Source organism: Pseudorhodoferax sp., from assembly GCF_047601025.1.
Taxonomy (GTDB): domain Bacteria; phylum Pseudomonadota; class Gammaproteobacteria; order Burkholderiales; family Burkholderiaceae_C; genus Pseudorhodoferax.
Map to the genome: position 1 here is coordinate 4,896,142 of NZ_JASGJZ010000001.1, position 12,046 is coordinate 4,908,187.

The 12,046-nt window shown below is 74.7% G+C and carries 11 protein-coding genes; 3 read left to right on the top strand and 8 right to left on the bottom strand.

From position 1 onward, the window contains the following. Window positions 1-19: 19 nt before the first annotated feature. Window positions 20-1,120 carry a carboxynorspermidine decarboxylase gene (locus QM782_RS22635; RefSeq protein WP_415205119.1) on the top strand — a complete coding sequence of 367 codons (1,101 nt, stop codon included), beginning with the start codon at window positions 20-22 and terminating at the stop codon, window positions 1,118-1,120. A 13-nt stretch (window positions 1,121-1,133) separates the two neighbouring features. Further along, on the top strand, window positions 1,134-2,399 hold the full coding sequence (locus tag QM782_RS22640) for a saccharopine dehydrogenase family protein (RefSeq protein WP_415205120.1): 1,266 nt from the start codon (window positions 1,134-1,136) through the stop codon (window positions 2,397-2,399). 21 nt (window positions 2,400-2,420) lie between these two features. On the opposite strand, the gene QM782_RS22645 is transcribed toward QM782_RS22640, so the two are convergent. The 3 genes from QM782_RS22645 to QM782_RS22655 are packed head-to-tail and all read right to left on the bottom strand — an operon-like array spanning window position 2,421 to window position 4,701. After that, on the bottom strand, window positions 2,421-2,756 hold the full coding sequence (locus QM782_RS22645; protein ID WP_415205121.1) for a DUF3325 domain-containing protein: 336 nt from the start codon (window positions 2,754-2,756) through the stop codon (window positions 2,421-2,423). Continuing rightward, the gene (locus QM782_RS22650) at window positions 2,753-4,405 is read right to left on the bottom strand and encodes a PepSY-associated TM helix domain-containing protein (protein WP_415205122.1); all 1,653 of its coding nucleotides are present in this window, start codon (window positions 4,403-4,405) and stop codon (window positions 2,753-2,755) included. Before QM782_RS22650 ends, QM782_RS22645 begins: the two co-directional genes overlap by 4 nt. Then, window positions 4,402-4,701, bottom strand: coding sequence for a DUF3649 domain-containing protein (locus QM782_RS22655; protein ID WP_415205123.1), 300 nt, complete (start codon window positions 4,699-4,701; stop codon window positions 4,402-4,404). The genes QM782_RS22650 and QM782_RS22655 overlap by 4 nt, the downstream gene beginning before the upstream one ends. Before the next feature lie 536 nt (window positions 4,702-5,237). Here QM782_RS22655 and QM782_RS22660 point away from each other — a divergent pair. Then, a complete protein-coding gene (locus tag QM782_RS22660; RefSeq protein WP_415205124.1) occupies window positions 5,238-6,116 on the top strand; it encodes a CoA transferase in 879 nt (292 codons plus the stop codon). Window positions 6,117-6,138: 22 nt separating this feature from the next. Here QM782_RS22660 and QM782_RS22665 read toward each other — a convergent pair whose 3' ends face one another. The 5 genes from QM782_RS22665 to QM782_RS22685 all read right to left on the bottom strand — a co-directional run bounded on the left by QM782_RS22665 (window position 6,139) and on the right by QM782_RS22685 (window position 12,046). Then, window positions 6,139-7,212, bottom strand: a complete 1,074-nt coding sequence (locus QM782_RS22665; protein WP_415205125.1) for a DUF1513 domain-containing protein — start codon at window positions 7,210-7,212, stop codon at window positions 6,139-6,141. Continuing rightward, window positions 7,196-8,290 (bottom strand): imelysin family protein, encoded by a 1,095-nt coding sequence (locus tag QM782_RS22670; RefSeq protein ID WP_415205126.1) that lies wholly within the window; start codon window positions 8,288-8,290, stop codon window positions 7,196-7,198. Before QM782_RS22670 ends, QM782_RS22665 begins: the two co-directional genes overlap by 17 nt. Next, a complete protein-coding gene (locus QM782_RS22675; RefSeq protein WP_415205127.1) occupies window positions 8,290-9,723 on the bottom strand; it encodes a di-heme oxidoredictase family protein in 1,434 nt (477 codons plus the stop codon). Before QM782_RS22675 ends, QM782_RS22670 begins: the two co-directional genes overlap by 1 nt. Continuing rightward, the gene (locus QM782_RS22680) at window positions 9,723-10,895 is read right to left on the bottom strand and encodes an imelysin family protein (protein WP_415205708.1); all 1,173 of its coding nucleotides are present in this window, start codon (window positions 10,893-10,895) and stop codon (window positions 9,723-9,725) included. Before QM782_RS22680 ends, QM782_RS22675 begins: the two co-directional genes overlap by 1 nt. Window positions 10,896-11,062: 167 nt before the next feature. Continuing rightward, complete coding sequence (locus tag QM782_RS22685; RefSeq protein ID WP_415205128.1) at window positions 11,063-12,046, bottom strand: hypothetical protein; 984 nt, start codon at window positions 12,044-12,046, stop codon at window positions 11,063-11,065.

Genomic DNA, 12,046 nt, shown 5'->3' on the forward strand with positions numbered 1-12,046 from the left:
TTTCCCGTTTCGCCCCGCCATGCTGCAGACCCCCTACTACCTGATCGACAAGCACGCCCTGCTGCGCAACCTGCGGACGGTCTCGCACGTACGTGCGCAGTCCGGCGCCAAGGTGCTGCTGGCGCTGAAATGCTTCGCCGCCTGGAGCGTGTTCGACCTGATGCGCGAGCACCTGGACGGCACCACCTCCTCCTCGCTGCACGAGGTCCGGCTCGGCCGCGAGAAGTTTGGCGGCGAGACCCACGCCTACAGCGTGGCCTGGGCCGGGCACGAGATCGACGAGGCCGTGGCCCACGCCGACCGGATCGTCTTCAACTCGCTGTCGCAGCTGCAGCGCCTGGGCGGCCGCGCGGCCGGCATCCCACGCGGGCTGCGGCTCAACCCCGGCGTCAGCGCCTCGGGCTACGACCTGGCCGACCCGGCGCGGCCGTTCAGCCGGCTCGGCGAATCCGACCCGCGCCGGCTGGCCGAGGCGCTGGCGCTGGGCGCGGACGGCTTCATGGTCCACAACAACTGCGACAACCGCGACTTCGCGCGCTTCGACGCGCTGCTGGGCGAACTCGAGGCGCGCTACGGCGAGCTGCTGTCGCAGGCGCGCTGGATCAGCCTGGGCGGCGGCATCCACTTCACCGCGCCGGACTACCCGCTCGACGCCTTCTGCGCGCGGCTGCGCCGCTTCGCCGACCGGCACGGCGTGCAGGTCTACCTGGAGCCCGGCGAGGCCGTCGTGACCCAGAGCACCACGCTGGAGGTGACGGTGCTGGACGTGCTGCACAACGGCAAGCCGCTGGCCATCGTCGACGCCGCCACCGAGGCGCACATGCCCGACCTGCTGGTCTACGGCCTGCAGGCCAGCGTGCAGCCCGATGCCGGCCCGCACCGCTACCTGGTGTGCGGCAACACCTGCCTGGCCGGCGACGTGTTCGGCGAGTTCCGCTTCGAGCAGCCGCTGGCGCCCGGCGCGCGCCTCTCGCTGCGCGACGCCGGCGGCTACACCATGGTCAAGAAGAACTGGTTCAACGGCGTGCGCATGCCCGCCATCGCCGTCCGCGAGCTGGACGGCGGCATCCGCCTGGTACGCGCGTTCGGCTACCAGGACTACGTCGACAGCCTTTCCTGAGGATCACCCGGCCATGAAACGCAACGTCCTGATCATCGGCGCCGGCGGCGTCGCCCACGTGGCGGCCCACAAGTGCGCCCGGCACAACGCGCAACTGGGCGACATCCACGTCGCCTCGCGCACGCTGGCCAAGTGCCAGGCCATCGTGGCATCGGTCCATGCCAAGGGCAGCCTGCAGCAGCCGGGCGTCCTGCAGGCGCATGCGGTCGACGCGCTGGACGTGCAGGCCACGGCCGCGCTGATCCGCCGCACCGGCGCGCAGATCGTGGTCCAGGCCGGCTCGTCGTTCCTGAACATGGCCGTGCTGTCGGCCTGCATCGCCACCGGCGCGGCCTACATCGACACCGCGATCCACGAGGACCCGGACCGCATCTGCGAGACCCCGCCCTGGTACGCCAACCACGAGTGGAAACACCGCGCCGAATGCGCCGCCGCCGGCGTGACGGCGGTGCTGGGCGCCGGCTTCGACCCGGGCGTGGTCAACGCCTACGCGCGGCTGGCCGTGGACGAGCTGTTCGACCAGGTGGACGCGATCGACATCATCGACACCAACGCCGGCTCGCACGGCCGCTGGTTCGCGACCAACTTCGACCCGGAGATCAACTTCCGCGAGTTCACCGGCACCGTCTGGTCCTGGCAGCAGGGCCGCTGGACGGCGAACCGCATGTTCGAGAAGCGCCGCGAATGGGACCTGCCCGGCGTCGGCCGCCAGGCCACCTACCTGACCGGCCACGACGAGCTGCATTCGCTGTCGCAGCACCTGGGCGTGCCCGACATCCGCTTCTGGATGGGCTTCTCGGACCACTACATCAACGTGTTCACGGTGCTGAACACCCTGGGCCTGCTCTCGGAGCGGCCGGTGCGCACGGCCGAGGGCCTGGAGGTCGTGCCGCTGAAGGTGGTCAAGGCCGTGCTGCCCGACCCGGCCTCGCTGGCGCCGACCTACCAGGGCCTGACCTGCATCGGCGACCTGGTGCGCGGCACGCGCGACGGCCGGCCGCACGAGGCGCTGCTCTACAACGTCTGCGACCACGCGGCCTGCTACCGCGAGGTCGGCAGCCAGGCCATCGCCTACACCGCCGGCGTGCCGGCCGCCGCCACCGCGCGGCTGATCGCCGACGGCACCTGGGACACCGGCCGCATGCACAACATCGAGGAGCTGCCGGTGCGGCCCTGGCTGGCGCTGCTGGAGCGCATGGGCCTGCCCAGCCGCATCCGCGACGCGGACGGCGACCGCAGCCTGCTGGCGGCCCTGGCGCCGGCGTCGGCCGCCGCCTGACGGGGGCCCCCTCGCCGGCGCCTACGGCGTGAGAAACAGCGCCGCCAGCACGCCGGCGGCCAGCACCACGGCCGCCAGCAGCGGCAGCCGGCGCGGCCGGTAGGTCAGCAGCAGGCCCACGGGCAGCGCCGCGAAGCTGAGCACGCCGAGCCAGGCGACGGCGGCGACGGCGCCGTGCCAGGCCGTGGCGCACCAGGCCAGCGCGACCAGCAGCAGCGCGATGCCGGCCAGCCGCGCGGCCCAGGCCGCACCGCGGCCGAGCGGGCGGTCGAACACCTGCAGCTGGTGGCGCTCCATGGCCAGGCTCAGCGCGGCGAAGCCGGGCAGGCCGAAGGCCCAGGCGATCCAGGCGGTCATGGGCTCTGCTCCTGCGCCTGCGGCACGGGCTGCGCCGGACGGCCGCCGCCGGCCGGGCGGCGCGCGGGAGCCGCGACGGGCGCGGTACCGCGCAGCTTCCAGGCGATGAAGCCGTGCACCGCGGCCAGGAACAGCACCACCAGGTCGAAGCCGGCGATGCTCCATTGCCCGCGCGCGATCGCCACCGGCAGCGGCGCGCCGCCGGTGGCCGCGTTCAGCAGCGGCAGCGCCGCGAAGGCCAGCGCCGCCAGCCCCATCAGCTCGGCCCAGGCGCGCCGGTGCGGGCGCAGCAGCGCGTGCAGCAGGCACAGCCCCCAGGCGGCGAAAAACACCTGGATCTCCGTGTCGGCCCGCCCCTGCAGCCCGGCCGGGAGCAGCCGGTTGGCCCAGAAGTAGGCCGCCACGGCCACCGACAGGCCGGCCAGTGCGGCCACGTTCAGGATCTCCACGAGCCGGTGGCCGCGCGGCGTGCGGCCCAGCTTGCGCCGCTCCGGCAGCCGCTTGACCACCCACAGCACCATGCCCGAGCCGGCCATGACCGTGCCCAGCACGCCGGACAGGAACAGCAGCCAGCGCGTCGCCGGCCCGGCGAAATGCGCCAGGTGCGGCCCGGTGAACCAGTCGTAGAGCGTGCCGGCCGCGGACGGCGGGCGCGGCGGCGGCAGGCTGCGGGCCTCGCCGGTCGCGCCGTCGAACAGCAGCCGCTCGCTGCCGCCGCGGCCGGACAGGCTGTCGCTGCCGCCCTGGCGCAGCTCGACCGTGGCGCGCGTGGTGCCGGGGTTCTGCACCGTGATGCTGCCCACGCCGTGCTCGGGCCAGCGCGCCTGCGCCAGCTGCAACATCGGCGCGATCGGCGCCAGCGGCGCGGCCCCGGGCGGCGCCTCGGCGCGGCGCCCGCCGCCCTCGCCCGGCCCCATGGCGCCGCCGCGGCGCTCGGCGAAGAAGGTGCGGGTGTCGCCCTGGTAGACGGCGTCGATGCCCCAGGGCATCAGCATGAACATCAGCAGCAGCAGGCCGCTGAAGGTGATCATCACGTGGAACGGCAGCGCCAGCACGGCGGTGGCGTTGTGCGCGTCCAGCCAGGAGCGCTGGCCCTTCTTCGGCCGGAAGGTGAAGAACTCGCTGAAGATCTTCTTGTGCGTGACCACGCCGGAGAGGATGGCCACGAACATGAACATCGTGGCGGTGCCGACGATCCAGCGGCCCCACACGCGCGGCATCGCGTACAGCTCGAAGTGGAAGCGGTACAGGAAGTTGCCGCCGCGCGTCTCGCGCACCTCGATCTTCTCGCCGGTGGCGGCGTCGAGCTGGGCGCGCTGCGTGCCGCCGCGGCCGGCGGCGGCGCCGGGCATGCGCCAGCTGGCCTGCACGGCGGTCTGGCGCGGGCCGGGCAGGTTCAGCGTCCAGCTGGCGGCGCCGGGCGCGAGCTGCTGCATCGCGTCGAGCGCGCGCTCGGCCGTGGCGACGGCCGGCCCCGGCACCGAGCGGTGCAGCTCGGGCCGCATCCATTCGTCGACCTCGTCGACGAAGTAGCTCAGCGTGCCGGTGAAGAACACCGCGTACAGCAGCCAGCCCAGCAGCAGGCCGCTCCAGGTGTGCAGCCAGCTCATGGACTGGCGCAGGCCCTCGGGCTTGCCGTCGGGCCTCATGGCGTGGCCCCCCGCAGCGCCCAGGCCAGCGCGCCCAGCAGCAGCGCCGGCGCGGCGATGCCCAGCCAGGCGCGCCGCGCCGTGGCGCAGCCGAAGGCCCACATCGCGGCCACGGCCGCGGCGACGAAGGCCAGCATGGTGGCGGCCAGCGTGGCGTCGGCCCGGGCCATGCCGAGCCGTGCCAGGCCAAGGCCCAGTCCGGCGGCGGTGGCCGCGGCCAGCGCGTAGCCGCCGGCGACGGCGGCGGCGGTGCGCGACAGCACGGTCAGCCGGTAGCGCAGGGGCAGCGGTTTCATCGGCGCACCTGCATCAGAAGCCGGCGGCCGGCATCGCGTGGAACGTGCGACCCGGCCCGTTGCCGGCCCGCGCGCCGCGTCGGGCATGCCGCCGCTGGCGGCCGGCGCGGGGGATTTCGGACGATGAACAGGACATGGATTCCTCCGGATGGACGATGGATCGGGAAGTGGCCAGGCGCCGGGCCCACGGCCGCACTCGGCACGGCGGCCGCAGCGCGAGACCAGTGGGCGATTGGAAAGGACAGGGCCCGCGCGGGGTACGGGCTCCGGGTCAGCCTGCCGCAGGGATGCGGCCACTTCAATAGTTGCGAATGATACGCATCTCTACAGATACCATTCCGTCAACCTGGGACAGCGCCGTGGCGCCAGCACAACGCCCGGGCCGGGCACCGGGCACCAGGCACCAGGCACCAGGCACCAGGCACCAGGCACCAGGCACCAGGCATCAGGCATCAGGCATCAGGCATCAGGCATCAGGCATCCGGGCTGCAGGCTGCGGTAGATTGCGGCCCCCACCCAACCCTGCACCACCACGCATGACCGCTCCCGCCCGCACGCCCCGCCCCCTGGCCGGCGTGCGCATCCTGAGCCTGGCGCTGAACCTGCCTGGCCCGGCCGCGCTGATGCGCTGCCGCGCCATGGGTGCGCGCTGCACCAAGCTGGAGCCGCCCGCCGGCGATCCGATGGCCGCGTACTCGCCGGCCGCCTACGCGCAGCTGCACGAGGGCGTGCGCGTGCGGCAGGCCGACCTCAAGAGCGACGCCGGCCAGCGCATGCTGCAGCGCGCACTGGCGCGCGCCGACGTGCTGCTCACCTCGTTCCGCCCTTCGGCGCTGGCGCGGCTGGGCCTGTCCTGGCGCGCGCTGCACAAGGCCCATCCGCAGCTGTCGCAGGTGGCCATCGTCGGCGCGCCCGGCGCGCGCGCCGAGGAGCCGGGCCACGACCTGACCTACCAGGCCGAGCACGGCCTGGTGGACGGCCTGGCGCTGCCGCCCTCCCTGTACGCCGACATGGGCGGCGCGCTGGCCGCCAGCGAGGCCGTGCTGCAGGCCCAACTGCTGCGCGCGGCCAAGGGCCGCGGGGTGTTCCTGGAGGTCGCGCTGACGGATGCGGCCGGCTTCATGGCGCTGCCGCGCGGCTGGGGGCTGACGACGCCGGAGGGCCTGGTCGGCGGCGCGCACGCCGGCTACCGCGTCTACCCCTGCAAGGACGGCCGCGTGGCCCTGGCCACGCTGGAACCGCATTTCGCACGCGCGCTGTGCGCCGCGGCCGGCGTGGCCGACGCCTCGCGCGCCGGCATGCTGGCGCCGGCCACGCGCCAGGCCGTCGCCGCCTTCCTGGCCACGCGCACGCGCCGGCAGCTGGACGCGCTGGCGCGCGCGCAGGACCTGCCGCTGCACCTGCTGCCGCGCTGAGTCCCGCCCGCGCCGGGGCGCTTCAGCCCAGTCGCAGCCAGTGGTTGTCCAGCCGCAGGCCGCGCACCGCCAGGCTGTCCGCGCCATGCAGCGCGCCGCCCTGGCCGCCGGCCCACAGCCCGCCGTCGCCGCCGGCCAGCGCGCAGGCCTCGGCCAGCGGCGTGAAGCCCTGCCAGCGGCCGTCCGCGCCGTAGCGGGCGAAGCCGTCCACGCGCGGGCAGCTGACGGCGAAGCCGGCGCCGGTCCAGGCGATGTCGCCACCGTAGCCGGCCAGCGGCCGCGGCGCGTCGGCCGTGCGCAGCGTGCGGCCGTCGAACAGCGCCAGCAGCGGCGCCGCCTGGCGCGCGGCGGCGTCGGCATGCTCGGCCTGCAGCGCGATGCCCAGCAGGCCGCGCGGCCCCCAGGCGATGTGGCGCAGGCTCAGGCGCTGGTCGGCCAGGCGCCACTGGCCCTGCAGCGTCCCGTCCCGCGTGTCCAGGCGCACGAGCGAGGCGTCCATGCGCTCCAGCCCGATCTTCAGCCGGCCGGTCTCGGGCAGCGTGGGGATGCCGCCGTTGGCCACGACGAGGCTGCCGTCGGCGGCCAGCAGCAGCTCGTGCGGGTCCATGCCGTGGGTCGGCCATTCGGCCTGCTTCTCCAGCGTGGCGGCGTCGCGCACGCCGACCAGGCCAGCGCCGGTCTCCAGGTCGGTCTCGGTGGTGTAGAGGCGCCGGCCGTCACGGCTGGCGATCACGTGGCCGTTGAAGGCGCGGTCGGGCTCGATCCAGGCAGTCTGCGGCTCGTCGTCGCCGGGCGTCCAGCGCAGCAGCCAGTCGCCGGGGCGGCGCGCCACGGCCAGCACCGTGCTGCCGCGCTCGGCCAGCAGGCCGTGCGCGCGGGTGGGCACCTCCAGCGCCTGGGCGACGGCCAGCGCGCCGGGCCGCATGGCCAGCAGGCCGATCTGGTAGCGGGCGGCCTCGAGCGTGCCGACAGGTTCGCACTGCCAGGCGGCCAGCAGCCGCGCCGCGGGCGCGGCCCAGCCCGGCCGGGCCAGCGCGGCCAGGCCGAGCGCCAGCCAGGCGCGGCGCGGCAGCACCGGCTCAATCCCCGTCGGCATCGGAGAACCCGATCCGGATGTCCAGCGCCGGCGCCAGCTCGGCCTCGGCCAGCTGCTTGAGGCCGCCGACGGCCCGGGCCGCGGCCTGCACGCTGGCGGCCGCCTCCGGGCGGGCCGCGGCGACGGCGGTGCCGGCCGCGCCGACGGCGGCGGCCCAGCGGTCGGCCAGCGGGTTCAGGCCGCGGCCGCGCATGTAGGTCTCCAGCGCCACCAGGTCGGCGCCAGGCTGCGGGATCGCGTCGTCCGTGGCGACGGCCAGCGTGCGCAGCGCCTCCCAGTGCGCGGCCCAGGCCTGCGCCGTGAGGCCGCTGGCGGCACGCGGATAGGCCGGCGGCTTGCCCTTGGGCGCGCTCTTGAGCGGCTTGTCCATGAAGGGCCAGCGCAGCCGCTCCACGCCGCCGATCCACTGGTTCACCAGCTCGGACATGGCGACGGCCGCGGCCTGCGCGGCATCCTCGTCGTCGGGATCGGGCGACGCGGCGGCCAGCGCGGCGAAGGCCTGCTCCAGCGCCCGGGCCTCGGCCAGAAGGTGGGCGCCCAGGAGTTCCGCGTAGCGGCAGGCCGGCGCGCCCGCCCCCGCGGTAGGCGCGCCGGAAGGCGGCTGGCTCCACAGCAGCCATTCCAGCGCCGGCAGGCCCTTGGCCGGCGTGCCGACGCGCTCCAGCGCCGCCAGGTCGGCCGGCGCGGCGGCGATGGCGCGGCGCACCAGTTCGGGCCGCCTCGGCATGAAGTCGATCTGGCGCACCGAGCGGCGCTGCAGCAGCGGCCCGACCGAGACCGCCGACAGCCGCGCGAACGCCAGCATGGCCTCGCCCCAGGCGGCGCGCGCGGCCTGCAGCGCGGCCGCGTCGCCGGCGCGGCACTGGGCGGACAGCGCCTCGGCCAGCGCCTGCGCGCGCTGCGCGAAATCGCGCGCGCGCGGCGCGTACCAGCGGCGCCAGGCGCCCTGCATGAAGGCCGGCGGGCCGTAGAACGGCAACGCCACGTTGGCCGGCACGCGCTGGGCCAGAGCCGGCGCCGCGGCGCACGCCAGGCCGGCCAGCATCATCAGGCGCCTGCGCGCCGCATCGATCGCCATCACAGGGACTCCACGAACTTGACCAGGGCGGCACGCTCCTCGGCCGTGAACTTCAGCACCGCGTCGCGGCTGGCCTCGGCTTCGCCGCCGTGCCATAGCACGGCCTCCAGCACGCCGTCGGCCCGGCCGTCGTGCAGCAGCCGGGTGTGGCCGTTGACGTCGCGGATCAGGCCGATGCCCCACAGCGGCGGCGTGCGCCACTGGCGCCCGCTGGCCAGGAAGTCGGGCCGGCCGTCGGCCAGGCCCTCGCCCATGTCGTGCAGCAGCAGGTCGGTGTAGGGATGGATGGTCTGGCCGGCCAGCGCCGGGCTCGTCAGCCGCGGGAACGGACCCTCGGCCGTGCGGTAGCTGGGCCGGTGGCACAGCACGCACTGCGCCTGCGCGAACAGCGCCTGGCCCCGCAGCACCTGCGGGTCGCGCGCGCCGCGGCGCGCCGGCGGCGCCAGCGTGGCGGTGTAGAAGGTCACGTCGTGCAGCGTCCTGTCGTCGATCTCGGGCGCCCGGCCCTGGGCGCCGCGCGGCGCGGCCAGGCAGTCCTTCTGCGTCGGCGTGCAGTTCTCGTCGGGGAACAGGCTGGAGGTGATGCCCATGTCGCCGTGGAAGGCGGCGGCGGTCTGGTGCGCCACCGTGGCGACGTTGGCCTTCCAGCCGAAGCGGCCGATGCGCATCTGCTGCGAAGGCGCGTCCCAGACGCGGTTGGCCTGGCCGCGGATCGGGCCGCCCGCCTCGGCCTGCGTGCGCACGTTGGCCAGGATGTCGTCCTCGGCGATGGCTTCCAGCAGCCCCATGCCGATCACCTGCGGCGCCAGCCGCGGGCCGACCATGGTGCCCCGCGCCATCGGGCCGTAGTTCAGGCCGGCGAAGCCGTACACCGGCCGGCGCAGCGTGTAGCGCGTGCCGTCGGCGAAGCGGCCCGGCACGTCCTCGTAGCGGATCGTGATGCGGCCTTCGGGCTGGACGCCCTGCACCGCGAAGTTCAGGAACTGGTCACCGTAGACCGGCTCGGGCAACGGGCCGCCATGCTCGTCCTGCCCCGGCACGGACAGCCGCAGCAGCAGGCCCACGGGCTGGTCGGCCAGGCCGCGGCGGAAGTCCGGCGGCTGGCCGCGGCCGTCCTGCGTGTGGCAGCCACCGCACGAGCGCGCGATGAAGTGCGGGCCCAGGCCGTCGCGCGCCTTGGTCGAGGCCGGCGCCTGCACCCAGTTGCGCCGGAAGAAGGAGTTGCCGATCGCGAAGCGCGTGCGCTCCGGGTCGTCCAGGTTCGCGGCCGGGAACGAGAAGGCGTTGCGGCCGGTGGCGTAGACCGTGGTCGCGCCACCGACGGCGACGCCATCGTCGTCCGGCTCCCCGGCGCCGGCGTGCAGCGCCAGCGCGCCGCCCAGCAGCAGCGCGGACGCCGCCCACGCGGCGCGCGCGGCACGCGGCGGGGCCATCAGGGCTGGACCAGCGTCAGCTGCGTGATGCCGATCGCCCCGGCGGCCTCGACGATGTCCTTGGACTGCTGCGTCAGGCTGTCGATGGTCTGCTGGATCTTGGCGCGGCCGGGGTTGCCGACCTTGATGGACTGGTCGAACGGCGCGGGAATGGCCTCGGCCGCCTCGACCGAGGCAGCGATCTGCCGCGTCGTGCGCTCGGCCAGCGCGGCGTCGCGCGCGGACACCAGGTCGCGCAGGCCCGGCCCCACCAGCACGCGGCCGTCGCGGCGCTTGTAGCGGCCCAGCCAGACGTTCTGGATGCCGGTGGCGTTGGCCACGGCGTCGCGGTGCGTGTTGTCGGAGAAGCAGGAGTGCTCGTCCTCCTGGTCCTGGCTGGCCAGCGCGACCTCCAGCCGCTCGCCGGCCAGTTCGCCGCGCGACAGCGAGCCCAGGCCCACCAGCATCTTGCGCACCGACTCCATGCCGCCGCGCTCGAAGCGCGCGCGGTAGTTCTTCGGCTGGTCCGGCGCCCAGGCGCGGGCCAGGAAGCGCAGGTCGTCGACCAGCAGCTCGGTCACCACGCGCAGGTACTGGCGGCGGCGGTCGGCGTTGGGCTTGCCGCCGTCGACGAAGTCGGTGTAGGGGCGCGCGCCGGGGCCGGTGTCCGACAGGTCCTGGCCCCACAGCAGGAACTCGATCGCGTGCCAGCCGCTGGCGATGTTCTCCTCGCCGTCGCGCTCGTTCAAGGCCGACAGCTGCTTCTTCGTGATCGGCAGCTTGCGGTTGTTGACGATGCCGGCCTGCGGCGCATCGACCACGCCGTCGACGTAGGACTCGTCCATCGGCCAGGAATTGAGGCGGCCCTCGGGGCCGTTGTCGTCGTCGATCGGGCCGCCGTAGAAGCGGAAGGCCTCGGTCTGGCCGTAGAACTCGCGCGCGGCCAGCCAGGCCTTGCGCGCGGCGTCCAGGCTGTCCTGCGAGGGCTTGTTCAGGAACGCCCGGATCGCGGCCTGCATGACCAGCGCCTCGGCCAGCGTGTCCTCGTAGCTTGCGCTGACCAGCGCGGCATGGTGGCGCACGACGCGCGCGACCTCGGCCTGCGCGACGGGCGGCTGTGCCGCCGCGGGCGCTGCCGCGGGTGTCTGTGCGAAGGCCGGCACGGCGGCAGCGCCGCAGGCGGCGGCCAGCATCCAGGCGATGGCGTGTTGTTTCAAGGCATGGCCTCTTCGAAATGGTGATCCAGTCGATTCTAGATGCCTAGATGCGAATCGTTATCACGCTGGCCGTGCCCGACGCCCCCGCGCGCGGGAGGCACCGCACGGGCGGCCTTCCTCGCCCCGCCGCGCCGGAAGCGCGTTCAGTACGAGAACTCGAAGGCCATCAGCGAGACCGAGATCTCGCCGTGGCCGTGCAGCCGGATCGACAGCGTCTGGTAGGCCGGATCGATCACGCCGTCCTCGATCGCGAACAGCTGGTTGTAGGGGGCGCCCTGAATCGTCTGCCTGAGCAGTTCCTTGCGCTGGTGGGTGCCGGTGGCGGGATCGAAGCCGCCGCGGATCAGCGCCACGTCCAGGCCAGCGGCGTTGTCGACGCCGGCGATGCGGAACTGCAGCAGCCGCCGCGCGCCGAACGGCACCACGATGCCCATCGCGCCACCGGCGCCCCTGGTGTTCTTCTCGCCACTGGGCAGCTTGCTGAACGAACGCGCCTCGGTCACGCCCAGGCGGAACGGCGGCGGCAGCTCCTGGGTGCTGTCGGCCTCGCGCTCCAGCGCCACGCCGCGGAACGGCAAGGCCATCCAGCCGCGCCGCAGGCTGTCGTCGAGCGCGGCGACGTTGACCGACCCCGGCAGCAACCGCGAGCGGGCGCGGCGCACGCCGGACTCGTCCAGGCTGGCGGGATCGATCCTGCCGGCCGCGTCCAGCTGCAGTCCGCCCAGCACCAGCGCGCCGTCCTCGGCCGGCTCGTCGCTGACGCCGACCACGGCGCGGCTGTCGATGCGGTTGGCGTGCTCGCGCTCGCCGGCGGCATCGTCGCGCACGGCCAGCGTCACGCGCAGCCGCGTCTGCGCCGGCAGGTCCGCCAGGTCCAGCACCACCGGCTGGCGGATCTCGATCTCGCGGCCGCGCGCGTCCACCGCGCAGCCCGGCTCGACCGTGAGCTGCGTGTCGCCGCTGCGGCGCAGCTCCAGGCCGCGGACCAGGCCCCAGTCGTGCATCAGCAGGTTGTGCCGGTGCCGCGCCTGGCGGTGGTAGCGCTGCTCGGCGATGAAGTCCTCGGCCTGCAGGAGCTGCCCGTCGAAATAGGCCGGCCGGCTGTCGATCTTGAGGGTCTTGCGCAT

Bases quoted from the DNA above. Each gene is read 5' to 3' on its own strand.
- QM782_RS22635 (WP_415205119.1), top strand. From the start codon at position 20: ATGCTGCAGACCCCCTACTACCTGATCGACAAGCACGCCCTGCTGCGC.
- QM782_RS22640 (WP_415205120.1), top strand. From the start codon at position 1,134: ATGAAACGCAACGTCCTGATCATCGGCGCCGGCGGCGTCGCCCACGTG.
- QM782_RS22645 (WP_415205121.1), bottom strand. From the start codon at position 2,756: ATGACCGCCTGGATCGCCTGGGCCTTCGGCCTGCCCGGCTTCGCCGCG.
- QM782_RS22650 (WP_415205122.1), bottom strand. From the start codon at position 4,405: ATGAGGCCCGACGGCAAGCCCGAGGGCCTGCGCCAGTCCATGAGCTGG.
- QM782_RS22655 (WP_415205123.1), bottom strand. From the start codon at position 4,701: ATGAAACCGCTGCCCCTGCGCTACCGGCTGACCGTGCTGTCGCGCACC.
- QM782_RS22660 (WP_415205124.1), top strand. From the start codon at position 5,238: ATGACCGCTCCCGCCCGCACGCCCCGCCCCCTGGCCGGCGTGCGCATC.
- QM782_RS22665 (WP_415205125.1), bottom strand. From the start codon at position 7,212: ATGCCGACGGGGATTGAGCCGGTGCTGCCGCGCCGCGCCTGGCTGGCG.
- QM782_RS22670 (WP_415205126.1), bottom strand. From the start codon at position 8,290: ATGGCGATCGATGCGGCGCGCAGGCGCCTGATGATGCTGGCCGGCCTG.
- QM782_RS22675 (WP_415205127.1), bottom strand. From the start codon at position 9,723: ATGGCCCCGCCGCGTGCCGCGCGCGCCGCGTGGGCGGCGTCCGCGCTG.
- QM782_RS22680 (WP_415205708.1), bottom strand. From the start codon at position 10,895: ATGCTGGCCGCCGCCTGCGGCGCTGCCGCCGTGCCGGCCTTCGCACAG.
- QM782_RS22685 (WP_415205128.1), bottom strand. From the start codon at position 12,046: ATGCGCAAGACCCTCAAGATCGACAGCCGGCCGGCCTATTTCGACGGG.